The following is a 26,674-nucleotide window of genomic DNA, read 5'->3' on the forward strand; positions in this document are numbered from 1 at the left end:
AGAAGCAATAACAAAGCTATTGCTTAACTTTATGAGCCTTTCCCTCTGGCTGCTTTTTTGAAATACCAAAAAATCGGCGAGCACGTACTGTTAATCGCCATATGTTAACCATAACTTGATGATATACGATTAAACAGAAGATAAAGCCGTAAAACATGTAGTAGTCAGGAACAGAGTTTAACTGGGCTAAAATACCCACTAACGCAAAACAACAACCTAGCATAGAAATAACAAACAAGGTCATCTTAGGGCCAACCCCTAATCTTTGTAGAATATGGTGTAAGTGCTCTCGGTCTGGCTTAAATGGAGACTGGCCTTTTTTGATTCTGCGAATAATGGTAGAAATCGCATCCATAATTGGAATAGCCGCAATCCACAGCCCTGTAACAGGGTTAAAGGCTGCGCTTTCTGACTGCGAACCTTCGAGTAAAAGCCAAACAACGCTAAAACCTATCACCGTACTGCCAGCGTCGCCCATAAATATTTTAAAGCGCTGACCTAAAGGAATACCTAAATTCATTAATATATAAGGAATCGTCGCTGCAACAACAACCATGCAGAATACAGCTAGCTGGATTTGACCATTGAAATAAAATAACAGACCGAGCGAAGCAAACGTAATAGTCGCTAATGCACCTAATAAACCATCGATTCCATCCACCATGTTGTAAGCATTAATTGCCCCCACTACCACAACAACGGTAACGAGATAACTAAAATACGACAACTCTAAATCAAAGCCACCGAAGATTTGTCCTGCATTGGTAAAAACCAACTCGCCAAACACCATCATCATGGTTGAAATAAACGCTTGTACTAATAACCTTAATCGGAAACTAATATCGTATAAGTCGTCAAAAACACCTATTACTAATAATATACTGGCGCAAAACAAATAAATAAAAGTGGAAGAGATTGAATCGGGGTAGATAACTAAATAACTGAATACAACAACAAAAACAGCCAAGCCACCCACTAAAGGGACAGGGCCGTTATGATGTTTACGCATATTTGGCTGATCAACAAGATTTATATAAATGGCAAATTTTCGAAATACAAAAAGGCTCAAAAACGAGCACATAAAAAGTGCAATAGTTGTTAAAATCACAGAAAATAAACCTTAATCAACATGAAGTACCCCGAAACATCATCAAAACGCCTATCATTATAGATGATTACAAATAAAAAGACATAAACGTTTTAACAGCTGTAACCCTTGTTTTACTAAAAACCTAACTTTAGCTACCGATTAGTACCTATAAGTTATAAAACTAAAAACTAAACTTTGACCCACACATATAAACCGTACCTTTTATAGTTACGAACGAGACAAAGGCCGAAAATAATATAAGAATTACAATTACCTTACAAGCAAACATAAAAACAAACTGTAAAACTTCGTTACTAACATGTAATCATACAATTAAGAACTGAATTAAAGCTGACTTCCCCCGTCAGTTAGCGCAACTTTTAATCGTGAGCCAAAAAACAGTTACTGTATGGTAGACAGCAGCGTTTGCCACATGTCTTTACTTTGCTGCTTATACTTCATCGCGTAATTTTCTAGCTGAGACTTTCTTTCAGTGTTTTCGTTCAAACACGTATTGAGTAAAGCATCTAAACTCGCTGGTGAAACATTGGCAGGGAGCAGCGTTTCCTCAGAGCCGTACTCTCTAAAAAGCTCTTGATACTTGTGGCTCCAGCCAGTTGCAATACATGGAATAGCCTGAGAAAGCGCACTCACACAACCGTGAAAGCGTGAGCAAATAATAAGTTTGCCTCTGGCAATTAATGCTTTGACTGACTCAGCATCTGCTGGCTCAACCACTTCGCAAGGCGTGTCTAACAAGCTATTAATTTCATGGCACAGCGGTGCGTCATCTGCCCCACTGTGATTGAGAATAATCACCTTCTCCCCTTTTTTAATAGCTTGGTTAGCCAAGTGAGCCAAGGTTGTGACATAGTTCTCTCGCCACCATGTGTTTTTATTTCTTTTACTGAGCATTTTTGAGTTAGGGATCAAAATAACATGATCCTGGTATATGTCGTATTCAGGCTTGGCTGTTGGTACAAATAAATTGGTAAAATCAGGAGCTTGCTTAATATTAGTTGATTCACCCACAAGCTCTACAATGTGCTCATACGAAGGCTGCTCTCTTGCAAACACAAGGCTTGCATTAGAAAACGCGATCTTCGCATACTTTTTATTTTCATCGCGCGAGAAAGGCCCTAACGATTGCGGCATAAAAATATAATGCTTTGAGCGAGACTGAGTGCGTTTAACAACACTTGCCACTTGTCTTAAAACGAGATCAGACCATTGGTCGCCATAACTAAAACCTGACGCATCTAAAATCACATCAACATCCGCTTCAGTGACAATACCAAAGCGATTTTTAAAATAACGACGTATTGAAGACGGAACACAATAAAATAGCCAATTAAGGTCAAGAATATTTTTGCACAGGTTGATCTTTTGGTATGCACCTACTTTTGCTCGTTTTACATAAGGTGAGTTAGCATTATGCACTAAACAAATTTCAGCATTTGGTAACGCTTTATTTAACTGCGCAATAATCGATGCAAGCATCAACTCCGCACCCTTATTAACAAATTGAACACCCTTAATTTCAACTAACACAAGCAACCCAAACTGAATGAAAACGCAAAGCGAGTAAGAATATACAGCAATCTACAGTCATTCAAGCATTCCGTGCAATTTCTTTGATTTACGATAAACTACCCGTTCAAATAGGCAATAAAACACCTAAAATGAGCTCAAACGTTAAAAACTCACTACTGCTTATCATCGAAAAAGTTGTGCTACTTGGCCTTGGCTTTATAAACAATATTTTATTAGCACGGCTAGCTGGCCCTGACTTATTTGGCGAGTTTTCTTACATAGTTTCGTTTGCTGCCATTTTCAGCCCATTGGCAGTCATGGGGCTTAATAATATTATTACTAAATACATCGTAAAATACCCTGCAAACAGCCACTACTATATAAAGTCTGCCTTACTTATTCGCTTATTGGGTGCCATTGTCTCGTTAGCGATTACTACCTTAGTGTGCTTATACGCCTTTAATTTAGATCATCAGCAAGCAGGGCTGATAATCATGTTAGTCGCTATGCAAGGTTTCACATTTTTATATGTGCTGGAATTTTTCTATATAGCTAAAAAGCAAGTATCTCAGTTGGTAAAGCTACGCCTTGTAACCATAACACTTATTAATATTGCAAAACTCATCGCTATTATTAATGCAGCTGATTTAACAACACTTATTTTTTTACAAGGGCTTGAGACCGTACTGATCGGCGTGTGTTACTACATTATGTATACCAGCCAAAAGCATCATCAGGTTTATAAACTACAACCCAAAAAGCAAACTTACCTTGCGCTTTATCAAAAAGGAAAATGGCTGTTATTTTCAGGCGTTGCAGCCGTTATCTATTTAAAAATAGATCAGATAATGCTTGCTAACCTAGTTAACACAGAAGCAGTGGCTTTCTATGCCGCAGCGGCTAAGTTATCTGAATTTTGGTATGTGTTTCCAGTATTAATAGCCAATGTTTATACAACACAACTTAGCCATTGTCGTTTTAAACACCCTACCCTGTATCAACAGTTACTACAGCGATTGATCCTAGTGCTAACCTGCTCTGCCATTATTTTAAGCTTAGCGACTTGGTTTTTTGCTGACAACATCATTGCACTGATTTATGGCTCAGCATACACAAGCAGTGCCGCTATTCTTAGTGTTCATATTTTTGCAAGTTTGTTTGTTTTTCAGCGAGCTGTGTTATCTAAATGGCTTATTCTTGAAAAACTTTATAAATACAGCCTGCTCTCTAACCTTTTAGGGGCTGTTGTAAATATTTTACTCAACTTATTACTCATACCTAAATACCAAGGCTTAGGGGCTGCATGGGCAACAATTATTGCTTATATGGTTGCAAGCTATGGCTTTTTGTTTATTAACGCAAAAACTCGGGAGTACGCAAAAGTATTGCACCAAGCTGTGTTACACTCTGTGCCAATTTTGATAAACCTCATTCACGATTTAAAAGTACAGTATGAAAAGCACAGTAAAAAAAATAATTAACCGACTTGGTTACGACGTTGCCTTTAGGCGTATTGCTAAAAACAGCCATAACCACGCAAAACCAATCTGCTTTGTACACGTACCTAAATCGGGAGGTATTTCTATTGATTTAGCCATGCGCGAGCAATTTGCTATTGCAGGTCAACCTCGCTTTAGTCGCGAAGGTGCCATTGCCATGAGCCTAGCAGGTATGAACCGCGAAATTACTGATCTAGATAGTATTAGTGAGTTTAGCGATCACCATGCTAAACAATTAACTGGCTTGCTTGCATACCACCTTGCACAAGACTGGCCCTATATAAGTGGCCATGTAACAACAAACAAACAATTACTTAATCAGTTTGCCAATCAGTATCACTTTGTGACTGTGCTGCGTGAGCCAGTAAGCCGATTCAAGTCGAACTACCTATACAACAAACTGACCAACTCATTGCCAATGATGGCACCTAACAACTTAAACTACGATAACCTCACAGCAGAGGTCGACACCATTTTGCAGCACCGCAGGGGTTGGCAAATGGCCAATGTTACCAGTATGTGTATTGCTGGCCGCTTTGCTAGGGATGAGCACGATGCTAAAACAATGCAAAGTGAGTTCAGTGATAACCTTGAAAAATACAGCGTGGTGAGTTTTTTAGATAATCTGGATGGGTTTTCTTCTCAGATACACACGTTAACAGGTAAGCAGATTAACATTGGCAGTCATAATACAACCGAAAGCCATTTAGATAAGCAAAAGCAAAGTGTGAAAGACACACTGCAAAATTATTTAAATGAACCGCACATTAACCAACAAATACAGCATTTATGCCGATTTGAAACCGAAAACTACCTACGCGCAAAAGACAAGTACAGTACGCTTTAAAATCAGCATACGTAGAGGTGAGGGTGAGTAGAGGTGAAGAGTAAAAGCGAGAAGTAGACGATTTTAGAAAAGTTAAAATCGTCTACAAAAAAGCATTAAAGGCTAAATGAATTTACCAGTTGAGTGTATTCGCTTTTAATTTCATCACTGACTTTTTCATTACCACTAACAGAAATGGTAATTACTTGGTTATTTTTCTTATCTAGTAATGCAAGGTTATGAATAACTTGCTTATTACCGCCATTATCACCGGTAAAAATATATTCTATATTGGCAAGTTCACCGTTATACACAGCATCATTAGTACCGACTTTCGTAAACTGTACATCAGTCACACCAGCTCGTAATAAGCCCTTTATACCGTTATCAATAAACCCCGCCCACTCTTGCTCTGAACCGGTGTAAGCATGCCCTGTTAAGTGCTGACACATCACATTTGAAGCTATTTCTGCACCTTTTACTACCTTAGTTGCAAGGTATTGTTTTATATCGACCTTAACCGTCGGTGAGGCGTTCACCGTTTGTGAATTAACTTTAGGTAATGAAGAAAACTTAATATCAAATTGGCATGCGCTGTCATTTGCAACCGCCACACCTGAAACCAATAAAGAAGCGGTAAATAAGAGTGCTTTGTACATCGTGTCATTATCCTTAAGGTAGTTTAGAGGCTTATACCTCATGCTAAGAAGTCGCCATCATATTAATAACTGCGTCTGTGGGCAAGTATGATAGGAAAAAATCAGAGAGGCTTTTTTGATTGTTTTTAAGTGCTAAAAAGTACTTAAAAATAAAAAACCCAGCCTAAGCTGGGTTTTTCAAAAAAGATTAAGTAATATTAATTACTTGATACCTTTTTCTTGTGAAGTTACTAGTGCTTGACGACCAGTACCAGCGTTGCTGAATGCGTATGCATTAACATCGCCTTCGTTAGCGTCGATGTTGAAAGTAACGCTTAACTTAGAACCAGCAGGAGCACCTAGAGCTTCCATGATAGCTACTTGAGATACTTTAGTTACTGTATCACCAGCTAGGTCAGCAAGAGTACCATCGTACTCGTTACCAGCTTGGTCGATTGCAGTTACGATTACGTCTGCATCGTTAGCTGACTCGTTTGCAAAGTGTACAGAAGTTGAAAGACCTTCAAAACCTACTGGGAAGTAAGGGATGTTGATTACAGTTGCATCAAGAGCCCAAGAACCAGCGTCAACGTCAGAAGCAATTACTAATGGAGTGATTGCTGCACCGCCTGCTGTAGCAGAAACTGTAGCTTTAGCTTCGATATTACCTGTTTGAGGAATAACGATTGCTGATGGTGTACCAGCTGCACCTGTATTACCAGTGAAAGTTACTGTGTAAGTATTTTTAGCACCAGTAACTACTGCAGGAGCTGCACCTAAAGCGAAATCAATTGAAGAGAAGTCAGCTGCAACAGTCATTGCACCAGCAGCAGCAACAGCTAAGTCACCGTCTTCAAGTTGGTCAGCAGCTACAGTAGCACCGTTATCGAAATCACCAGCGAACTCTACTGCTAAATCAGTAGTAGCTAGAGCAGCTTCAAGCGATTCATTTGAAGAGAAAGTGAACGCTAGAGTGTCGATTGTTGCATTAGTTGCGTCGTCACCATTGCGAGAGAACTCTTGTTGAGTTACACGTTCGATACGACCGTCAAAACCTTTAGCAACTGCGAAAGCGAATTGTGATTCTTCGATAGCGATTACACCAGAACCTGTTTCTAAAGCAACGTCATTGCTATCAACAGAAGAGTAAGTTACTGATGAACCACCAGAAACCTCGATACCATCGTTAGCTAGGATTGCACCAGTGCTATCGAAAGTTACACGGAAAGCAGAGTCTGCAGTGATCGCGTTACCTAGGTTAACATCAAAAGTGATTGTACCTGCATCAGCATCAACTGAGAAACGGTCAAAAGTGAATGAACCAGTACCATAGTTGAAAGCAACACCTTCATCTAGAGTAGTATCAGCATCACCAGCGAAGTCAACATAACCACGACCAGTGTTGATATCATTGTAAACTGGAACTGAAGTTGCAGCACCTTGTAGAGCTTCTAGTTCAGAAAGATCAACGTTATCATCAAAAGTTAAAGTGATAGTTGATGCAGCAGGAGTTGCAGCATTGATCACGATATCGATTGGTAAAGTTACATTTGTAGCTGTTAAACCTGCAGCAATACCTTCTGAAGATAGCTTGATTGGATCGCTAGATACAGAAGCAGCTTGTGCACCCATTGCACCAAATACAGCCGTAGCTAGTAGTGCTTTTTTGAATAGTTTCATTATTTCCATTCTCCTAGTTTCATGAAACTGGCATATTGTTAATGAAGGCAATACACCAAGATTTTTTATTGTTCCGGCTGGAGGTTTGCCAGATCAATGCAAATTTAAGGGCTTATTATAGAGATGTCAAGTAATTACAGCTAAATTGCAACTTTGTTCACAATTTAAACTACTTTTAATATGAATTTTGCTTGCTATAAACAGCTTTTAATACTTTTTACAACAAACCTACCTAACACTCACCTGTTATTTACAATTGATTATTGCATATAACGAATAACTAACCCAAGTATAAAATTGTTACTGGCATGCATTATTAAATCATTTTTGATTTAAAGCAAACACGCTCCTTATAACAAGCCTACATTACAGTTTTATGTAATGTTGTTTAGTACGCACAGTTGTCGTTTTATTACCGCTTTTTTATTACGTAACTTAACTTTGACTGAACAACCTAAAGTTATCTTTTAAGGCACATCTTTTCAAGTGATTATTTATACAATTTTACCATTCTTACAGCTATTTAGCACTTTTTTTGCACAATTAGAGCAATTACACAACTAAAATTCGAATTTAACTATTTGGTAGCAATTGTAAAACAACCTTTAGCACAAAAAGCTTACAACCACTCTAATAAAAAAGTGAGGCCGTTTAGCGTAACACTCAAACGGCACCTTAGTATTTATATCGTCACTCTACTCACAGTACTTTAGCGATTTACAGCAATTAAAAGGTAATGTTTTCTAAGCCTTTAATAAAGCTGTCTTTTACCCGTTGCCAGTCTTCTGCATTTTGAACAATTTTAGGGGTAACCAATATCACTAACTCGGTTTTATCTGAGCTACTGCTGTCTGTTCTAAATAAGTGGCCAAGCACAGGTAGGTCACCAAAAAATGGCACTGATGAGGCACCGTTTGATTTATTCTCACTAATTAAGCCGCCCAGCATCACTGTTTGGCCGTTACCTGCCACCACCTCAGTGCTTAAGGTACGCTCAAAAATAGACGGGTTATTTCCTGCCCCACTACCATCTGGCGACACGTTAGAAATATTCTGTTTAATCGTCATAATCACCGTCCCTTGGGCATTAATGGTTGGCGTTACCGTTAAATCAACACCGGTTTTACGGTATTCCACCTCTGTGGTTTGGCGGTCACCACTAATTGGGTCTGTGGTGGTGCTACCAACGGTTGGTATGTCATCACCCACGCTAATATTGGCAGCTACGCCATCACGTACCAGCAGCGTTGGGCGCGAAAGCACATTCACAAGGCCATCTGTTTGCGATAAGTTCACGCTTATATTGCCCGGTAAACCAACAATCGAGTAATTAAATGCCCCTTCACCATCAGTGTTAAAGCTAAAGCTTTCTTTTCGGCCTGTGGCTTCGCCACTTTCTATTGCATACTGCACACCTTTAGAAAAACTGCCGGTGAGCTTGACCTCAGCAATCACCACTTCCATCATCACTTGCTTAGGCATTATATCGAGCTGGCGAATTATAGGTTGTAGCTCTTGGTAATATTGCCCTGTCGAGTAAAAAATAAGGGCATTAGCGCGCTCATCCACAACCAAGCGAATACCATCGCCTTCAATACTACTCACAGTATTTTCAGACGCTTGAGTTGATGCATTATCAGGTGTTGGCGCATCGGTACTTGCTTTTTCAGCTGTTTTCTTACCTTTAAAAGTGCCCCCTAATAACGATGCTAGGCTTTGCCCTAAGTCAGAAGCCCGCGCATATTTAGGGTGGTAAATATAAAAGCTTTGCTCAGCCCCTGTGGCTGGTTTATCAAGCTGGTTGGCCCAATACTCAACACGGTCAAGTATTTCATTCGCAGTCGCGAATACAACAATTTTACCTAAGTGCTCAAGGGGTACAAACTTCAAGGTTGCTGAGTTACCTCTTGACGAGCTTGTTGCAATTCCTTCTTGCTCAAGTAGCTCAGTCACTTTTTCGATAAAGGTTGTAGAGTCAATGTAATTAAAACTAAGTAATGCCGTTGCTTTATTACCAAGCGCAGGCGTATCTATAAGCTCAACGAGCGATAAGGCTCTTAACACTTGTGTTCTTTTGCCTTGTATTTCTAGTGTGTTTTGCTCTTGATCAACCGAAATACGCGCATCTACTAATGCTGAAAACATGGTTCGCATGCTAACCGACACACCGTATTTCATTGGTACAACTTGAATGATAGTACCTGACACATTAGGAACAGACTCTGGGGTGCGGCCAAAGCCATAAGCAACATCTGACTTATTGCCTTTTTTGGGTTCAGGAAATACATAAAACACGTCGTCATTTAGGGTAATATTCACCCCATTTTGTGAGAGTATTTCTTGAAACAACTGAAACAAACGCTTTGCCGATACTTTTTCTTTTAGCTCTAACGTGATAGGTGTTTTAGCTGACTTAACAGACGGCTCAATGTAATAAGAAACCTGTAATAACTCACCTAGGGTGTAGTGAATAAAATCGTTTAACGGTAGCTCATTGACCGACACCTGATAACTGGCTTGGTTTGAAAACTGGCGCGACAAATCAATTTCGAGCTTTACGCTAGCATTTTCGTCAATGCGGTTAAGTCGCGTGAAAGTGTTTTTTTCTTCATCGTCTTGTTCAGAAGCGTTCGGTACTTCATCGCCTGTTTGCAACTGTGTATCTTCTTTTAAGAAAGAGTTTGCTACATCGACTTTTTCTGCACGCGTACTGCTAGTCGGATCAATTAATGAAGCACAGCCAGTGCTAAAAAATAAAATAGCAAAAAGTAATGCGCTTGATTTATGAAGGTGATTGTTCATGAGACTGCCGTTGAAAAAGTTTAAATTCTTTTGTTTGTGTTTCGTTTGCAAGGGTAATGGTGTTATTTGTTACAGCAATTAACTTTACATTGCCGCCCAGTGTATCACCTAATGTGGCTTTTACTAACTGCTGTTGGTCATTTTTTATAATCACAAACACTTTGTTCTGCTGGTTAAAAATACCTAACAAGTGAAAAACCTGATCGCCGAATACGAGTTCATTTTCAGCCGCTGTTTTTTTATTTTTGCTCTCGGCTTGCTTTTGCTCAGCCAGTTGCTGGCGTTTTATGCTGTCTGCTTCGTTTTGCAATTGAGTTAATAATAACGACGGTGAATCTTGCTTTAATGCTGACTCAGAAATAGTTAATGCTGTAATATCAGTACTATTACTGGATTGCTCTGTGCTTGAGTCAAGCAATTCAGGAACAGCAAAAAACATGACACTCATAACAGAGATGGCTGCGATTATCCAATTCATGCTGCTGGCTCCTGTTCTTGTGGTTGGAGCACTTGACGGTTATTCCACATAATAAGATCAATATCACCCGTTAATGACTGTGTTGTACTTCCATTCCACTCTCGGCTGGTAAAATTATATTCTGCAAAGCGTATTAACGGCGTTAATGATTCCAGCTTTTTAGTGGCCTTTACAACACATAATGCATCACCGTTAAAGCGCACACTGAGTCGCCACTGGCTAATGTTTTCATTTATTGGTGTTTCGCCTCGCCACGCAACCCGCTCTATTGAACAATTTACAGGCTCTAAGGTTGACTCCAAAAGTGTTTGAGCCGTGAGTTTAAAGTCGCTCTCCGAGGGTTTATTAAACATAAGAGCTTGTAATTTCGATTTATTTTGCTCGGCTAACGCTAGTTGCTCAGCGAGTACTTGCTGCTCAGAAAGTAAGGCTGTTAATTTAGTTTCACGCTTTTGATTAAGCGTATTCGTTTGTTTAAGCTCATCGTAGGCTAGCATTAATGGTTCGGTAATATATAAACCAAAAATTAAAGCAGCGGTGACAATTAAATAATGCTTATATTTTATAAGTTCAGCCATTCGCTTTTGCTCCTGCAGGTACATCTGTATGCAAGGTTATCTCAATTTCAAACTTTTCAGAACCTCTGTACTTGCGCACACCTGATTTAAAAATGGCGCTATCAACCTGAGATAACTTAGCAATTGCAGCGATTGTCGTATTCGCGCTTTTAGATTCACCACTTAATGTGATCACTCCTTGGCGTGATGAAAACTTGTCTATTAACATGCCTGTACTTAATGCGCTGTGGACTATATCCCAGTCTGAAAAAACGGCAGGATTTTGTTTAACCTGTGTTTCTAGTAAGGTAACTTTATTGTTCAAATCATCAAGTTGCTGCTTTTGTGATAATAGCTGGTTAGCATTATCAGCTTGATTTTCAATTGCTTGCTTCGTGGCATTAATACTTAACCACTGCCATCCAGCCATAACAGCAAAGTACAAGGTAACACTAATGAGTGGCCCCCAGTATAGGGCATGTAGCTGCGTACTTTTAATTTTATGCTGGTAATTAAATACACTTACTTTAGCTAAATCAGCAATGGCTAATGCATTAAATTGCTCAGCCAAAAATTGAAAATAAGCGGATTGACTAATAATTGTTGGCTTTATGTCATCAGCAAGACCAATACTGTGTTTATATGCCGCTATATTTTGAATGAGTCCCTTACAATAGGCACTATGAGTACTTGTGCCTGAACGACTAAAAAACAATACACCTTGTGGCGTATTAAGCTCAAAAAGCTGTTTTTCTGCCGTGCTTTGCTTAGATAGAATAGCCGTTTCAGGGATCAGCACTTTGCTTCCTGTAGCAAGGGTTGCACACTCTTGATCAAATACGATTGTTGTTACATCAAAACCATCAATTTCTTTGTTGGGCTTTATTTCAACTAACGGCTTTACATCACTGTATTGTTGCTGATTTATTTTCAGTAATGCCTTTAGCTCTGTCATGTTGAGCGCAGGGTAACTTTTACGAGTGATGCTGTAGTGCTTTCTAGCAACCACTACAAAAAACGGCTTAAAGTGAGTGCAGTCCTCATAAATAGGGGTTATTCCCCCATTAGCGAGATAGCCTAAAGTATTTTTAAGCTGCGTGTTTAATAATCTTGATTTTGTAAGTTGATTTAATTTCACGATTTATTCCAGCTAACTTGAGAGAACACCATAGGTTTTATGTAAGAACGTGGAGTAGCATCTAAAATATATTGCTTGCTCAACTGCGCACCATTTAAAACAACACGTAATTGTACTCTTATTTTGCTGCCTGTGACAAAATTTATAAACTCACCTTCTTCAATTCCTGTTAGCAAATAAAAGTCATAACTGGTTAGTGTTCCTGCTGCTCTGCGTTTCAACACTTTATTGGCTGTCGATCCATCCTTTATTATCGCTTTTAAAATAGCCTCTGGTGCGTTAATTGGGTTAAAACCTGTCACCATTTCTGTTGAGAAATAGCGTGCAAAGTATTCTTTCGGTATTTGCTCAGCGCCTCGAATAAGAGCCGCTTCATTTACGCTTTGTAAATAACCATTACGGGGAACATAACGTTTACCTTGCTGCTTATAGAAGCTGGCCTCAGCACCATTGACACGACTTACATCGTTTTCGTCTTTCCAATCAGTCAACGAGCTTACAAAGGTTTGTGCTGTGTTTTCTTCAACATTGAGTTGAACTAACAAATTTTTGATCAGATCAGGACTTGAAATATTCAAACTAAATAATGATTTCATGTCCATTAAGCTTATAAATATTGAATCGCTTAATCTAAACTCTTCACCATAGAAGTTCCAATTTTTAACTAGTTGGTTATTACTATTAGTGTCTTGGTATTTTTTATGGGCTAATAAGGCTGAAAATAGCTGAGTTTCGGCCTCTTCGAGCTCCAAACGCATTGCAAACTTGTTTTGAATTTGCTGCGTTACTTTGACTTGCTGTTGTATCGACTGATTAATAAAAATCCCTAATAAGGCCAAAATAAAGGAAATAATAAGGACTTGTATAAGTGCAATACCTGTCTGAGCTTTCATATTAAACGTCCAGCCTTAAATGTCTAACTAGGTCAAGGTACGAAACGTTAATCAAATCAACCTGTATGTGAGTAACTTGCTGTTGTTCATTTTCAAAAAACAGCGCTAACTTATTAGGCAAAAGCCTGTTGTTAGGGAGGTTATGCTCTGTATACCAACGCCTTTTAACACGCGTTTCTCCAATTGATAGCTCAGCACTATCAAGGTTACCAGCAACGGCATTTTGTAAGGTTTCCCAGCCGTAAAACTGGAAATTTATCTTCGCAATGTCGTTTACTAAGATATGTTGGTACTGCCAGTTTTCTTCTATTGGGTAGTTTAACAACAATGTGTTGTTTAAAGGCATTTCACTATAAAGTAAGCTTTGTAGTCCGTTATCTTGGTCAATTGCTTTAATATTAATAAGCGCAGTTTCATTCGAAAATAAGCCTGTGTTGGTGACAAGTGTGATTTCAGTTTGCTGGCCTGCAAATAATATTGAAAATTGCTCTTTTTGATCGCGAACAATATACACACTTGCCGCTTCTAATGTTCTTATAATTGCCTCTGTACCGAGTGCACTTTGGTTAAGCTGCCAAAAATGGTCCGCTCGCTTTTGCCATTTGTCTGTATATAGGCTGTATGCAAAGTAACCTGTAAACATAACCATAGACAACAGCGCTGTGGCGATCATAAGCTCAATGAGTGAAAAGCCTTTTTGCTTTACCATGCAACCACCCTAAATTGAAAAGAGCGCCCAGACTTTGGTGCTTCTACTTCAACTAGAAAGATAGGAAAACGAGCATCAGGCGGAAAGTCTTCATCGACTTCCATTGGCGGGGTTATCATTGTTTGTGTTGTTGCCTGCCATTCAAATTCGAAACCGAAAGCTTGTGTTACACCACTGTACTCTTTTTGTTTTGTGGTTTGATAACGCTCTCTAAGCTGCGACTTTATATTCGTTATAACAAGCTCAGCACTTTGATAATACTGAGCTGTGTTTGCTGCTTTTTCGGCAGATAAGCTGCTAGCACTGTAAAGTTGTGCTGTTATTGCCAGCGATGAGAATAATATAACCGCAGCTATGAGCACTTCAATTAAGGTGAAGCCTTGGTTAGTTTTCATAAGGGGTAAACATACTCTCGAGTTTGTATTCTTGAATTGTGTCTGCGCGCAGTATTTTATAGCTATTTGGGGTCACTAATGAGTTAGTCGCAACTAGGTAGTCGTTAGGTGAAAACACTAATTGCTCAAATTGCATGCTTGATACTTGCTGATTAACTGTAATCGTGATCTCACTGCCTTGCATACGAACATTAATAGGAAAACCAGAGTAGTAAGCTTGATAACTGAGGCGTTTAAATAGTTGCCTCACTTTTTGCAATTCAACTTGGCGCGTTTGTTGATCAACCGCCTTGGTGACTAACCCGCCGGTCAAACCCATAACAATCGCCATGATTGCCATCACAACCATTAGCTCAATAAGTGAGAAGCCAGCGGCTTTTTTAGAATGGGACATCATTAATAGAGACCATACTCATTAACATTGTTATGACGATGCCACCTACAAAGCCCCCCATAAAAATAAGCATGATGGGCTCAAGCATAGTCGTCAGCTTTTTGATCACACTTTCAAGTTCGGCTTTACTGCGCTGTGCAACCTCAGAAAACACTCTAGGTAGTCGGCCTGTCTCTTCACCCACTTTAATAATAGATAAGAAAAAGTCAGGAAAAATACGTGTTTTCTCTAATACTTGGCTCAGTTGCTTACCGGTTTTTAATTGTTTTAACGCTAGTTTTGCATCACGTTTCAGTTCTGGGTGTTTTAAGGTATTTGCAGTGAGCTCTAAGGTGGTATCTAGTTGTAGGCCAGCCTCTAGCATCATCGCCATAGATTGCGAAAAGCGAATACGTTCTGCTGTTAAAATTACGCTGCCAATGCCTGGTAAGCGCGAGATTTTTATGTAAAACCAGTTTTTTACCTCAGGCCGCTTTAAACCATATGACAATCCCATAATTGCGGCCACCACAGAGCCAATAATAATCACTTGGTAATCAACAAAAAAGTTACTCACATTGATGATCATTTGTGTGTACCAAGGCGCTTGGCTAAGGTCGGTAAAAATACCCGACATTTTTGGCACAATGAAGGTAAGCACAAAGTAAACCGCCATAATACACACAAAAAAGATAACGCTTGGATACGTTAACGCGGTACTAATTTGTGTGCGAAGGTCTTTTTGAAACTTCAAATCGTTTGATAGGCGATTAAGCACCTCTGGTAAGTTACCCGAGGTTTCACCTATTTTCAGTAAGCTGATATATAAAGGGCCAAATAAATGCTCATGCTCTGAAAAGGCTTCGCTCAGTGACGAGCCCTTTTTTAAAGAAGCCGAGATTTGACTCAATAGCCGTGTTAACGCTGGGTGACCATTTGCTTTTTTAATGATATCGATACCGCGGTCAACACGTATGCCACTTTCTAGCAAAAGCGCCAACTCGCTAGTAAAAAACTCTAGCTGATCAAGGCTTACTTTTTGTGAAAATAAGCCACTGATGCTCGAAGCACTGGCTATAGGCTTAATAGATAATGCATTTAAACCATCTGCGAGGAGTTTTTTTTGTGCCTCTGCTTGGCTGGCAGCATTGACGACACCTTGATGCCGCGCCCCTTGGTTATCAATGGCTTTATATTCAAATTCCATTAGCCTGCTACCCGCAATACTTCATCTATGGTGGTCACGCCAGTAACCACTTTATACAAACCATCTTGCATCAGGTTACGGCGCTTCAATTGCGCATTATGGGCTTGTGCTTTAGAAATAAATTGATCATTTTTAGGCAGTTGTTTTATTTCGTCATCGCATCGCAAATATTCGTTAATCGCAATTCGGCCTTTAAAGCCGGTGTGATTACAATGTTCGCAGCCAACAGCTTGCTTGATGTTTAATTCACTGATTGCGGCATTTTTAGCAACTTGTTCTAACGGATACTGGGCAAGTAATTCGCTGGTATCTTCTAAAGGTGTCGCACAGTGCTGACATAGGCGCCTAGCCAAACGCTGAGCAACAACAGACACCAGCGCCGCATTAAGTAAAAACTCTTCAACACCTAAATCGAGCAAACGGGTGTAAGCACTTGCTGCGTCATTGGTGTGCACGGTACTAAAAACTAAGTGCCCTGTTAATGCTGACTGCAAAGCGATACGAGCGGTTTCTGCGTCACGTATTTCACCGACCATGATAATGTCTGGATCTTGACGTACTATTGAACGTAAACCCGCAGCAAAGTTAAACCCTATATCGTTATTAACTTGTACTTGGTTTACGCCTTCTAGTTGGTACTCCACTGGGTCTTCAAGCGTGATAATTTTGACATCAGGGCGGTTAAGTTCATTTAAGAACGTGTAAAGGGTTGTGGTTTTACCTGAACCCGTGGGGCCCGTAAGCAAGATAACCCCTGTTGTTTTACGTAGGTCTTGCTGAATAAGATTTTGTGTATCATTAGACAAACCAAGTACCGACATATCATAGCGAATTGAGTCTTTTAATAAGAAACGTAAAACAATACTTTCACCATCGTTGAGCGGTAAAGCGGAAACACGTATATCAAGCTCTTGGTTAGCGATACGCAGTTCTATTTTACCATCTTGAGGACGACGCTTTTCTGCGATATCCATGCCTGACAATATCTTTAGACGCGTTGTGATTGGTAACTGCATTTTAGGCGCAAGTTTATCCACTTCATGTAACACACCGTCTATTCGGTAGCGCACACGAAAGCGCCCTTGATGCGGTTCAAGGTGCATATCTGACGCGCCTCTTGCCAGCGCTTTGGTGATCAATGAGTTTAACAGGTTTACTGTTGGTGCTTCTGAAGCAAGCTCTCTTAATCTGGCCTCTTCATCACCGGTGAGTTCATCATCCTCAATATTATTTTCTGAGGTACTTTGAATCTCGTAAAAAAAGGTTTGTAGCTGTGACTCAGTTGCAACGAGTATGTTGACATCGACATCATGCTGCTGAATAAACTGTGCCAGCGATAACGAAAGCGGGTCCTTACAGGCCAAAGTCCATACATCACCCGCCTCAAGTAATACGCAATCTAGTTCCTTGAGCGATTGAAGTAGTGTTACATCAACCCCTTCAGGAAGTTGCCAATTAGGGTAGTCATCGACAGAAAACAGCGGATAGCCTAATAACTTACTGTACAAAGGGGCTAAATCATCTTCAGTTAAACAGCCCATATTAACTAAAATTTGCTCTAGCCTACCATCGTATCTACTTTGATATGACTTTGCTTTGTCTATGTCAGCGGCAGATACTTTAAATTGCTCAGCAAGTAATTGGCTAAGATCGATCATTTATGAATCACATCCTCGTTTTCACCTTCACCACCAGGTTGTCCATCTAGGCCATAACTCATAATGGTATAAGGTGCACCGTTTTCACCCGGTACTTTATAAATATATTCTTTGCCCCACGGGTCTAGCGGAATGTCTTTTGGTAGGTAAGGACCATCCCAACTTGCCGATTCGCTTCTACGTAATGCTTGTAATGTTGGTGGCACGGTGCCCATATCTAAACGATATGTGTCGATAGCTGTTTCAAACATCTGCATTTGTGCAACCGCAGTTTTAATTTTCGATGAGCTTACTTTTGAGAATAATTTAGGAGCAACCAAAGAACCTAATAGCCCAAGAATGATAAGCACTATCATTAGTTCCATTAAACTGAAACCTTTATTTTTTTTCATGAAAACTCCTTAAATTTAAATTTGCTTGAGTATATCAAGCAGGAAAATAGCTGTCGATATAACGAATTTTCAAGCATTAAAGCTGCTTTAAAATATCTTTCGCTTGCTTTTTATCTGAATAAGGTATCATTCCTGAATTGGCGGGATAGCCTACAGCAATGAACATCACAACTCGCTTGTACTGCGGTAAGTCAAGTAACTTAGCGACTCGTTTATCTAAAGTGATAAGTTCAGGCCAGTTGATAGGACAACTACTCAACCCTAAAGTTTCAAGTGCTAGCATAAACTGCATGGATGCAAGCGAGCCATCTATATATATCACATGCCGATCTCGCGAAAATGGATAATACGATAAATCTCCAACGACGGCGATCAAATGTGGAATATTGTCTGCGAACCCTGCCGTCCCACCTGGTAAGTTAGCCAGTTTATTAAGCAAAGGTTGTTCTGTAATAGAATAAAATTCGAAAGGCTGCCTATTACACGCGCTCGGCGCTTGCAGTGCAGCAGCGAGTGCTTTTTCAATTTTTTCTAGCTCAACTTGCTTTTGCTCAAACCAACGTACAGAGGTACGAAACTTGGTTAACGCTAAAAACTGCTCATAGCTAACTTGGTGTGGCTCTTTTTGTTGGTAAGCGTACGGCTTTTTCAAACCGCTATATGCCGTAGATAGCTGCTGAAATACAGCATAATTTTTTGCGATAGTTAAATGCTGTTTATCTACAACAGAAAAATACTCGCTGAGAACATCCGTTGCCCATTGCAATTCTGACTGTTCTACATTTGATTGGGTTACTGCAAGTTGGTAAGCCGTTAATGTCTCTGTTAAATAATCGAGTGCAAATACACTACGCCTAGGCTGCATTATGAGCCCCTTTTCTAAGCGGTGTATATTGCGTCTTAATAAGGCACTTGATTTACCATGCATGCCTTGTTGATTGTTATATGCAAGACGAGCTTTAAGTATTGCTTGGTGCTCGTAAAAAAAATCTCGCGAGAAAAAAGTAAAATACAAGCCAGACAGTATTGGGGATTTACTGCATAAAGGTAATAGAGCAACTTGAAGTTGCTCTATTACACGTTTAAGTAATTTGATTACATAAGCTTTCATCAAATAGTCTAGTTACCTAATGAGCTAATTGCGGCAACCGCTACACCCATTTGATACATAATTTGTGTTGCTGAACTCCAAAGAGTTAAGTTATCAATGTAATCGGTATCAAGAGGTACAACAATTGTATCCCCAGGTGATAGCTCAAATTCGTTATTAACCGCAAACCAAGAACCTCGGTTTGGTACTTCTACTAGGCCACTGGCTTTTATAATGTAGATGCGGTCTTCATCAGCACGCGGTTTTAATCCACCACTGCGTGTTAGGTAATCATCTAAACTCAGTTCATTTTGATATAAATGCGAACCTGAGAAGTTTACTTCACCAACAACATCAACACTGTTACGTTTTGAAGGAACATACAACACATCGCTGTCTTCAACTTGTAAATCACGTTTACCGCTGGCAATGGCTGGTAAATCGATAACCAGTCGGCCAACCGCTTTCACTTTAGCTAAGTCTTTAATCAAGCTGTCCATATCTTGATAAGAAAGTGATGCATCAGTAATTGAGTTATTGAAACTTTTAGACGCAATATCACGACGTAGGTCTTCTGATATTTTATTTAATTGCTGCTGTTGTTGTAGTCTGATTGCTTCACGGGTAAATACCGCCCCTTCAGGGAAAGAAAAATCAGTAAAGCCACCAGCACGCTTGATTACGCTCGATAAGCTTTCACCTTTTGCAATGCTGTAAATCCCTGGGAATTTAACTTCGCCAAGAATATTAATTTTTCTGTCTTGCTGCCAATTAGGAATTGGGTAAACATTGATTGTATCTTTACTTTCTAAAGCAAAATGCTCTGTGCCTTGTTTTGTATTTAAGGTCGATAAATCAATACTAATATGCTGTAAGTCTGAGTTTTCTGCGAATCGCGTTACCTCAGCATTTTGTAAAAAAGCAGACTCTTTTAAGCCACCAGCAGCTGCAATCGCATCATGTACGTCCGCATTAACAGGCATCGGATACACACCTTCGTAAAATACTTCACCACGCACACCAATAATCTGCAAGCCACTGTCTTTAGTTGCTTGTTGATTTAACTTGGCTAAAATTGGTTTTAGTAATTTCTTACGGCTAAATACAGCATACTCATCATCTTCTAACTCATCTTTGTTTGTGAGCATTTCTGTAATTGATAAAACTTCTTCCTCTTCTTCTTCAGCGACACTGAGTGCTAAGTCTTTATCGAATGACGAGCCTAAATCGATGAACTCATAAAACTTACGCTCTTCATATTCATCCCATAATCTGATTTTTTCTTGCTGCTTTAACTGCTCTTTAGTAAGTGCCATTGTGTTTAAAGCATTTTCTTCACTTTCAATTGATTGAAAACGGCTAAATACCACAACGATATCACGCGGCTTAAGCTCTAAATCTTGCTTACCATTTACTGCATCTAAAAGAGAAAACTGATGGACTTCAATATCACCACGAACATTAATTTCACGTACAATGAGTGAGTAATCGTAATCCGCAATTGGCAGTAAATCAGATTTAAGCGAGTTAAATAACTGGCTAACCGTTTTACCTTCATGCCATGAATAGTTACCAGGATGAGAAACTGCACCAATTAGAGTCACCGCATCGTCTAGCTCTTGGCTTGATGAAGGCACTTTTACCGTGTCACCATTTTTTGGTGTATAGGCGTTTTTGTCGAATAGGTTTAATTGCAATACAGTTTTTGAGCTATGACCTGTATAACGTTCTACTACTGATTTTTGAGGGAACGCAGCGGCACTAAAACCACCTGCCATGGCAATAAGATCTTGACTAGACTCGCCTTCTTTTAATTCAAAAATAGCAGGACGACGTACTTCACCATCAACCGTTACTTGCATACCTACAGGCGGAATAAATACCACATCGCCAGGCTTTAAGATTACATCGTTACTGCTATCACCTTTAATAAGTAGGTTGTATAAGTCAAGAGTAGTGACCGTTTTGCCCGCTCTTTTTAGCTGTATGTTACGTAACGAACCAATTTCTGAAATACCACCACTAACAAACAGAGCATGGGTAATCGAAGCAAGTGAAGGAACCGTGTAAGCGCCTGGTTTATAAGATTCACCTAACACCATGATTCGAATAGAGCGTGTTTTACCCATTGATACAAATGCTTCTGCACCAATCATTTCTTGCTGAACTTTTGCTTTAATTAACTGAACTACATCAGCATACTGCATACCTGCGACAGTCACAGGCTTAAGCGAACCAACCGTTAAGCGCCCTTCACGGTCAATCGTTGCCTCTTCAGTTGATGCTTCTTTACCAAATAGGTTAACCGTTAATGTGTCACCAGAACCTACAATATAGGTGTCTGGTACCAGTGCGCTCTCTGTTGGCGCGAATGTTGTAGGCTCTCCTGAAAACAACTCATAACCAAAAGGCTTAAGTTCATCAGGTTGAGGCTTGAATTTTTCTTCATCCGTGAGTTCTTCTTTATTATCTTTTTTCTCACCGAATAAATCTCTTGGCATCACTGAGCTGTTATTCTCATCGTCAAGCGATTCGCCATCCTTGTTGGTAGAATCCAGCATGCTTATATCCAAGCCATATTTCTTTGCTATAGCTTCTTGCTGTGATTTAGGTAGCTTTTTAAATTGTTCAATTTGCTGCTTGGTCGGAGTGACGGAGTGCGCTTCTGTTATAAATAAAAGCGATATAAAAAGAGCGATTACAAGCCTAAAAAACTTCACAAAGTTTCCCTTCTAAGAAAATAAAGATTAACCGCCGCATACTACATCATTTTTTAAGCAAAAAAAATGGGTAAACAAGTTTACCCATTCAATCTTAAATTAAAGCGCTTAGAAACTATAAACTAACGTTAATGATGTTTCTGTGTCGGTATTTTCTTTGTCGTCTGCTACATCTGAGTTATGAGTGATGTTATACGCCACTTTCATTTGTAGAGAGCCGTTGATTTTCGCCAAAATAGCTGATTCAGAGCGTGTTTTGGTATTTGTATCACCGTATTCCACAGATACAAGCTGAGTAAAACGTGCGCTTTCTGAAATTTGCCAGTTGTAATCAACTTTACCTAACGCAATGACTTCACCTTCGCGCTCACCGGCAAGTGAATTACCGTTGTCATCCATTTCAGTGCTGTCATCAGGGTATTGGAAGTATTTATAACCTGGACCAATTTCAGCGTTCAGCCACATGTCTGAACGGTCGATTAAACGTAAACCGTAACCTGCTGAGATAACTGTTTCGTTACGATATGCACCAAAATAATCAGATACGTGCGAGCCGTAGATGAATAAGTGTGAGTGCTTTTCGTTTAATTTATAGTTACCTTGCGCAGAGAATGAGTACTTTTCATTAGTACGCTGCGTTTCTTTTTCGCCCGCATCATTCTCAACTTCATCTTCTTTATAAAGACCGTCAAGTTTATATTCGTTATTCCAGCTTTCAAGATTGTGTAATACCTTTATACCGCCTTTTAATGTGGTTGTTTCAGTATTACCGCTAGTGATAATTGCACCCAATTCGCTGGTTACATCCCACGTTTTCGTTTCGTCAGCTGCGAATGCGCTAGTTGCAGCTGAGGCTGCAACTAGAATTGATAAAGCTTTTAATTTCATTAAAAAATAACCTTTACTGCTTTTTATTTGACGCTTGCGTCTTCTTTATGCAAATGAACATCCATTTGCGGGAATGGGATAGTGATGTCTGCATCATCTAATGCGATCTTAATGTTTTCTACTAGATCAAAGTACGTTGGCCAGTAATCAGACGAGTTGACCCATGGACGCACAACAAAATTAACACTTGAATCAGCAAGTTCAGACACAGCAACTGTATAAGCAGGGTCTTTAAGTAAACGTTCTTCTTTATCAAGCACTGATTTTAGCACTGCTTTTGCTTCTTTTAGATCTGCATCATAGCCAACACCAATCACTAGATCGATACGACGTGTTGATTCGCGTGAGTAGTTAATAATGGCATCGCCCATGATTTTTGAGTTTGGCATGATAATCACTTTGTTATCAGGCGTGCGTAACTCTGTAGAGAAGATCTCAATCTTTTTAACTGTACCCGCTTTACCACCTGCTTCAACGTAGTCACCTGATTTGAAAGGACGAAGTAAAATGATCAGTACACCTGATGCGAAGTTAGATAATGAACCTTGTAGTGCTAAACCAACCGCTAAACCAGCCGCACCTAAAATAGCGATGAATGATGTTGTTTCAATACCTAATTGCGAAAGTGCCATTAGGATTGTTGCAGCAAATACGATCGCATACACAATGCTTGCTACAAATGAACCTACCGCTTTATCGACTTTTTTCTTGTCGAAAGCTTTTTCAGTTAACCCTTCACAAAATTTTGCGATACGGCCACCGATAAGGAAAATAATTAGCGCCAACACACCCTGAATGGCGTAATGTATGATTAAACCTGAATTCTCATTGATCCAGTTCATTATAGTATCCATGTTCTCTCCTGAAGTTCATTTTTAGCATAACGCTGTACAAATTATATATGATCTTTGATTAAAAAATCATTAAATTACAGACAGATTAAAAAATGAGTGATTGCTCTATTGCAGAAGCCGAGAGTCTAATCCGCAAAACTGAACACCAACTGACTAAATAGCCATTTCTGAATTTTCCGAGCAAAGAAACTTTTTTATAGTTTTTTCTATTTAGGACTTCACAAGGTGATATTAATTATGTAATATGCGCGCCACACCAATCGAGGTGTATCTCAGTGGCGGCTGTAGCTCAGTTGGTAGAGCCCCGGATTGTGATTCCGGTTGTCGTGGGTTCAAGCCCCATCAGTCGCCCCACTTTTTCCTCTATAAATATTCTTATTTATCAAATTAAACTTCACTTACTTTTTAAACTCCTTTGAAGTGCGCAGTGTCGACAAAATTCCCTATTTGCAAGTAGCGTTTTTGTAGCAATAAGATTAAAAGCTCTCCCCCTAAAAATAAGCTCTAAGCCCTAATAATAAATATAATGTCATTTTCAGGCTACTTAATAGATACTAAGTAGCCTTTTCGCTGCAGGTTAGTTTTTGTTGAAGCTGTAATATCTAAAATGCACGTCTCATAAATAGCGTTTTAGAACAACGATACAGTAAACTTAGCAGTGATTTAAAAGCAGCGCCTTGTGCACGATATTTATTAAAGTATTTTACTGACTCTAAATATTTATTTTGCAACACGCTTTGAGTACACAATTGGCCAAATATGTATTGTTTTCTTATTTTTACATTACGAGAATATTCAGGCTCAAGGTAACGCTCTAGTTTATCGAGAGACTCTATCATGCGTAAGTTATGCTTTTTTAATTTCACGGTATTATTTACTGTTTCAGAAGACCAAGAGTTCTGACTTTCACGTCTGTAGACACTCATTTTTTCATGTAGATAAACAACTCCATTAATTCCAGAGAAAGCCTCCAGGAAAAAGTCTCCGATTGGCGCATCATAAAAAAAGCTAGGTAGGTTATCCAAGACACTTTTTCTTATAAACATTGATGCTGTTGGGCAAAATTGTGAGTGTACTTTGTATATTTCAGCATAATCAATGATATGAGTAGCTTCTTTTCGTGTAGGAAACTGGTATGAAGAGTGTGGCTCCTCTTCAGAGTTTATAATGTATGCATTGTGTACACATAGGTTCAGATCGTTATGTTTTTTAAGTGCCAGAATCTGCCTCTGCAACTTACTACTATCCACCCAAAAATCATCCCCTTCACAAAGGGCAACATATTCTCCTTGCGCAATTGCTAACGAATGTTTGAAGGGCAAGTTAATGTTGATCGAAAACTGATTTACATCTTGTAGTATGAGTTTAATTATTGATGGGTATTTTTGCTGGTACTCTTGGATGATAGCCCGCGTGTTATCAGTAGAGAGATCATCGTGAATAATAATCTCAAACCGATACTCTGTAACTTGAGCTAGAAAACCTTCAATTGTATCGCGGATATAGCATTCTTGATTAAATGTTGTGCAAATAATCGAAGTGAAAACTTGATCAGCATATAACCAGTGTTTAGTAACCTCTTTCTCGCAAGGTGCGACTAGTTTTTCGAACATAATTCATTTTCCAGCGTTTCACAATTTCTGCTGCGTTGCTTGATTTTTTTAGCAGGTTGCCCTGCATATACAAAACCAGCCTCAAGAGATTTATTGACCAAAGATAGAGAACCAACTGCAACGCACTCTTCAATTATCACCCCTGGCAAAATAATGCTTCCAGCTCCAATTAAACTATGCTTTTTGATTGTAACCGGTGCATGACTAACATTGGTATATTGACTTGGAACCGTTGGGTTCGTCATATATTCGCCTGAATAGTCATCATTACTAGAGTATACTGAACACCTTGATGACAGACATGTATAGTCCTCCATCGTAATTCTTCCTGCACCTATTAATGATGTATAAACAGCAATATGCACGTACTTACCTATACTAATTCCCTCTTTTCCCGCTGATAAAACGCAGAAGTCGTCGATTCTACTGTTATCGCCAATTTCTATGTTTGCCGCATTGTAAATAGATGCTAATTTTGACAATTTGACATTCTTACCTACATGCCTGAATCCCAAAGCTTCTAATTCAATTTGTGTATAAAAAGCCATATTTTCTACAATCCTTTTTTTACATTTTCGATAACGGTTGCAATATCGTGTAGTTTTAAATGCGCATGTAAAGGCAAACACAAGATACTTTCTGATGCTTTTAAGCTATTGGACGTTCCATAATTGTGTTCATCTACAAAGATTCGGTCTAATGAAGGAGCAAAGTAATTGCGGCTTTGAATATTATTTTCTTCTAACGCTTGAGTCACTTTCTTTAGCTGTTTCTCACTGTCTAACAAGATTGGCATATAAGCACCATTAGCATTTGCTTCTGGGTGCCAAGTAGGTAACTTAACTACATCCTTTAAACCTTGCCTGTATGCATGAAATAACTCAGCTCTATGGTCAAGCACATCATCTATTTCTTCAAGGTTAACCAAACCAACAGCTGCTTGATACTCATTCATTTTTGCATTTATGCCAACATGGTTCGAATCACTTGGGTTAGATCCAAAATTAATGAGTCGCTCAGCTCTTTCATAGCTGTCTTTATCTTTAAAAATAACAGCTCCACCTTCAACCGTATGAAAAACTTTGGTTGCATGGAAACTCAATGTACTCGCATCCCCATACTTTAAAATTGATTGTTCATTGATTTTCACACCAAAAGCATGCGCGGCATCATAAATAATTTTAAAGTCTTTTTGTTCGCCAAGATCTTTTAATTTAAGAACATCACACGGGTTTCCATACACATGTGTGGCAACTAAAGTATCAGCTTTACAGCCTTGTTCGTAAGCAGCTTTAATTGCATCTGGGCAAATATTTAAACTACTTGAGTCAATATCCGCAAATGCCACTTCATCTTTCTGCCATTTAAACGCGCTAACAGTAGCTACAAAGCTAAATGGTGTTGAGATTAGAGAGTGGCTGTTAAGTGCCCTACCTGCGATTTGAAGTGCTGACGTACCATTATTTGTCAGTAAAAGGTTTTCTACACATAAATAATCCTCTAACTTTTCAGTTAATTCTTTATGCATAGGTCCAAAATTAGTGAACCAACTATTATCATTTATTTTTTCGAGTAATTTTTGGAGCTTTTTTAAGTTAGGTTTAACAGGGTTGTTTAAGGCAATCATTTATAATGACTCCA

24 protein-coding genes and 1 tRNA gene are annotated in these 26,674 nt (G+C 39.2%); 3 read left to right on the forward strand and 22 right to left on the reverse strand.

Annotated elements, in window-relative coordinates:
- Positions 1–16: 16 nt before the first annotated feature.
- Both wecA and L3V38_RS14020 read right to left on the reverse strand, forming a co-directional pair.
- The gene (gene wecA, locus L3V38_RS14015) at positions 17–1,108 is read right to left on the reverse strand and encodes a UDP-N-acetylglucosamine--undecaprenyl-phosphate N-acetylglucosaminephosphotransferase (protein ID WP_341803734.1); all 1,092 of its coding nucleotides are present in this window, start codon (positions 1,106–1,108) and stop codon (positions 17–19) included.
- A 384-nt stretch (positions 1,109–1,492) separates the two neighbouring features.
- Complete coding sequence (locus L3V38_RS14020; RefSeq protein WP_346729912.1) at positions 1,493–2,641, reverse strand: polysaccharide pyruvyl transferase family protein; 1,149 nt, start codon at positions 2,639–2,641, stop codon at positions 1,493–1,495.
- Positions 2,642–2,772: 131 nt separating this feature from the next.
- On the opposite strand from L3V38_RS14020, the gene L3V38_RS14025 reads away from it, so the two are divergent.
- Positions 2,773–4,104: a flippase gene (locus tag L3V38_RS14025; protein WP_237119791.1), complete on the forward strand. Its 1,332-nt coding sequence runs from the start codon at positions 2,773–2,775 to the stop codon at positions 4,102–4,104.
- Positions 4,076–4,969 carry a sulfotransferase family 2 domain-containing protein gene (locus L3V38_RS14030; RefSeq protein WP_237119792.1) on the forward strand — a complete coding sequence of 298 codons (894 nt, stop codon included), beginning with the start codon at positions 4,076–4,078 and terminating at the stop codon, positions 4,967–4,969. Before L3V38_RS14025 ends, L3V38_RS14030 begins: the two co-directional genes overlap by 29 nt.
- 95 nt (positions 4,970–5,064) lie before the next feature.
- On the opposite strand, the gene L3V38_RS14035 is transcribed toward L3V38_RS14030, so the two are convergent.
- From L3V38_RS14035 to L3V38_RS14115, 17 genes are all read right to left on the reverse strand, one after another.
- On the reverse strand, positions 5,065–5,607 hold the full coding sequence (locus L3V38_RS14035; RefSeq protein WP_237119793.1) for a hypothetical protein: 543 nt from the start codon (positions 5,605–5,607) through the stop codon (positions 5,065–5,067).
- A 201-nt stretch (positions 5,608–5,808) separates the two neighbouring features.
- Positions 5,809–7,266 (reverse strand): hypothetical protein, encoded by a 1,458-nt coding sequence (locus L3V38_RS14040; protein WP_237119794.1) that lies wholly within the window; start codon positions 7,264–7,266, stop codon positions 5,809–5,811.
- Positions 7,267–7,992: 726 nt separating this feature from the next.
- Entirely contained in the window at positions 7,993–10,068 is a 2,076-nt protein-coding gene (locus L3V38_RS14045; RefSeq protein ID WP_237119795.1) for a secretin N-terminal domain-containing protein, read from the reverse strand.
- Entirely contained in the window at positions 10,049–10,546 is a 498-nt protein-coding gene (locus L3V38_RS14050; protein WP_237119796.1) for a hypothetical protein, read from the reverse strand. Before L3V38_RS14050 ends, L3V38_RS14045 begins: the two co-directional genes overlap by 20 nt.
- Positions 10,543–11,124, reverse strand: a complete 582-nt coding sequence (locus L3V38_RS14055; RefSeq protein ID WP_237119797.1) for a hypothetical protein — start codon at positions 11,122–11,124, stop codon at positions 10,543–10,545. The genes L3V38_RS14050 and L3V38_RS14055 overlap by 4 nt, the downstream gene beginning before the upstream one ends.
- A complete protein-coding gene (locus tag L3V38_RS14060; RefSeq protein WP_237119798.1) occupies positions 11,117–12,241 on the reverse strand; it encodes a hypothetical protein in 1,125 nt (374 codons plus the stop codon). The genes L3V38_RS14055 and L3V38_RS14060 overlap by 8 nt, the downstream gene beginning before the upstream one ends.
- A complete protein-coding gene (locus tag L3V38_RS14065; RefSeq protein ID WP_237119799.1) occupies positions 12,238–13,134 on the reverse strand; it encodes a type II secretion system protein GspK in 897 nt (298 codons plus the stop codon). Before L3V38_RS14065 ends, L3V38_RS14060 begins: the two co-directional genes overlap by 4 nt.
- A gap of 1 nt (position 13,135) precedes the next feature.
- Positions 13,136–13,843 carry a prepilin-type N-terminal cleavage/methylation domain-containing protein gene (locus L3V38_RS14070; protein WP_130151610.1) on the reverse strand — a complete coding sequence of 236 codons (708 nt, stop codon included), beginning with the start codon at positions 13,841–13,843 and terminating at the stop codon, positions 13,136–13,138.
- A complete protein-coding gene (locus L3V38_RS14075) occupies positions 13,837–14,238 on the reverse strand; it encodes a type II secretion system protein (RefSeq protein ID WP_193988208.1) in 402 nt (133 codons plus the stop codon). Before L3V38_RS14075 ends, L3V38_RS14070 begins: the two co-directional genes overlap by 7 nt.
- Positions 14,228–14,635 carry a type II secretion system protein gene (locus L3V38_RS14080; protein ID WP_237119800.1) on the reverse strand — a complete coding sequence of 136 codons (408 nt, stop codon included), beginning with the start codon at positions 14,633–14,635 and terminating at the stop codon, positions 14,228–14,230. The genes L3V38_RS14075 and L3V38_RS14080 overlap by 11 nt, the downstream gene beginning before the upstream one ends.
- Positions 14,619–15,818 (reverse strand): type II secretion system F family protein, encoded by a 1,200-nt coding sequence (locus L3V38_RS14085; RefSeq protein ID WP_237119801.1) that lies wholly within the window; start codon positions 15,816–15,818, stop codon positions 14,619–14,621. Before L3V38_RS14085 ends, L3V38_RS14080 begins: the two co-directional genes overlap by 17 nt.
- Positions 15,818–17,476: a GspE/PulE family protein gene (locus tag L3V38_RS14090; RefSeq protein ID WP_130151606.1), complete on the reverse strand. Its 1,659-nt coding sequence runs from the start codon at positions 17,474–17,476 to the stop codon at positions 15,818–15,820. The genes L3V38_RS14085 and L3V38_RS14090 overlap by 1 nt, the downstream gene beginning before the upstream one ends.
- Positions 17,473–17,868 carry a type II secretion system major pseudopilin GspG gene (gspG, locus tag L3V38_RS14095; RefSeq protein ID WP_130151605.1) on the reverse strand — a complete coding sequence of 132 codons (396 nt, stop codon included), beginning with the start codon at positions 17,866–17,868 and terminating at the stop codon, positions 17,473–17,475. The genes L3V38_RS14090 and gspG overlap by 4 nt, the downstream gene beginning before the upstream one ends.
- A 76-nt stretch (positions 17,869–17,944) precedes the next feature.
- The gene (locus L3V38_RS14100; protein ID WP_130151604.1) at positions 17,945–18,979 is read right to left on the reverse strand and encodes a nitroreductase family protein; all 1,035 of its coding nucleotides are present in this window, start codon (positions 18,977–18,979) and stop codon (positions 17,945–17,947) included.
- 8 nt (positions 18,980–18,987) lie between these two features.
- Positions 18,988–21,678 carry an SLBB domain-containing protein gene (locus L3V38_RS14105; RefSeq protein ID WP_237119802.1) on the reverse strand — a complete coding sequence of 897 codons (2,691 nt, stop codon included), beginning with the start codon at positions 21,676–21,678 and terminating at the stop codon, positions 18,988–18,990.
- Positions 21,679–21,786: 108 nt separating this feature from the next.
- Positions 21,787–22,566: a DUF481 domain-containing protein gene (locus L3V38_RS14110; RefSeq protein WP_130151602.1), complete on the reverse strand. Its 780-nt coding sequence runs from the start codon at positions 22,564–22,566 to the stop codon at positions 21,787–21,789.
- Between the two features lie 23 nt (positions 22,567–22,589).
- Positions 22,590–23,420: a mechanosensitive ion channel domain-containing protein gene (locus L3V38_RS14115; RefSeq protein WP_062567247.1), complete on the reverse strand. Its 831-nt coding sequence runs from the start codon at positions 23,418–23,420 to the stop codon at positions 22,590–22,592.
- A gap of 278 nt (positions 23,421–23,698) precedes the next feature.
- Here L3V38_RS14115 and L3V38_RS14120 point away from each other — a divergent pair.
- A tRNA-His gene (locus L3V38_RS14120) sits at positions 23,699–23,774 on the forward strand.
- 248 nt (positions 23,775–24,022) lie between these two features.
- Here the strand turns inward: L3V38_RS14120 and L3V38_RS14125 are convergent.
- Genes L3V38_RS14125 through L3V38_RS14135 form a run of 3 tightly spaced genes read right to left on the reverse strand, consistent with a single transcriptional unit; the run spans position 24,023 to position 26,660 of the window.
- The gene (locus L3V38_RS14125; RefSeq protein WP_237119803.1) at positions 24,023–25,033 is read right to left on the reverse strand and encodes a glycosyltransferase; all 1,011 of its coding nucleotides are present in this window, start codon (positions 25,031–25,033) and stop codon (positions 24,023–24,025) included.
- Positions 25,018–25,581, reverse strand: a complete 564-nt coding sequence (locus L3V38_RS14130; protein WP_130151600.1) for an acyltransferase — start codon at positions 25,579–25,581, stop codon at positions 25,018–25,020. The genes L3V38_RS14125 and L3V38_RS14130 overlap by 16 nt, the downstream gene beginning before the upstream one ends.
- A 5-nt stretch (positions 25,582–25,586) precedes the next feature.
- Positions 25,587–26,660, reverse strand: a complete 1,074-nt coding sequence (locus L3V38_RS14135; protein WP_130151599.1) for a DegT/DnrJ/EryC1/StrS family aminotransferase — start codon at positions 26,658–26,660, stop codon at positions 25,587–25,589.
- Positions 26,661–26,674: the final 14 nt, after the last annotated feature.

It is taken from the genome of Pseudoalteromonas sp. L1 (genome assembly GCF_021728095.1).
Classification (GTDB): domain Bacteria; phylum Pseudomonadota; class Gammaproteobacteria; order Enterobacterales; family Alteromonadaceae; genus Pseudoalteromonas.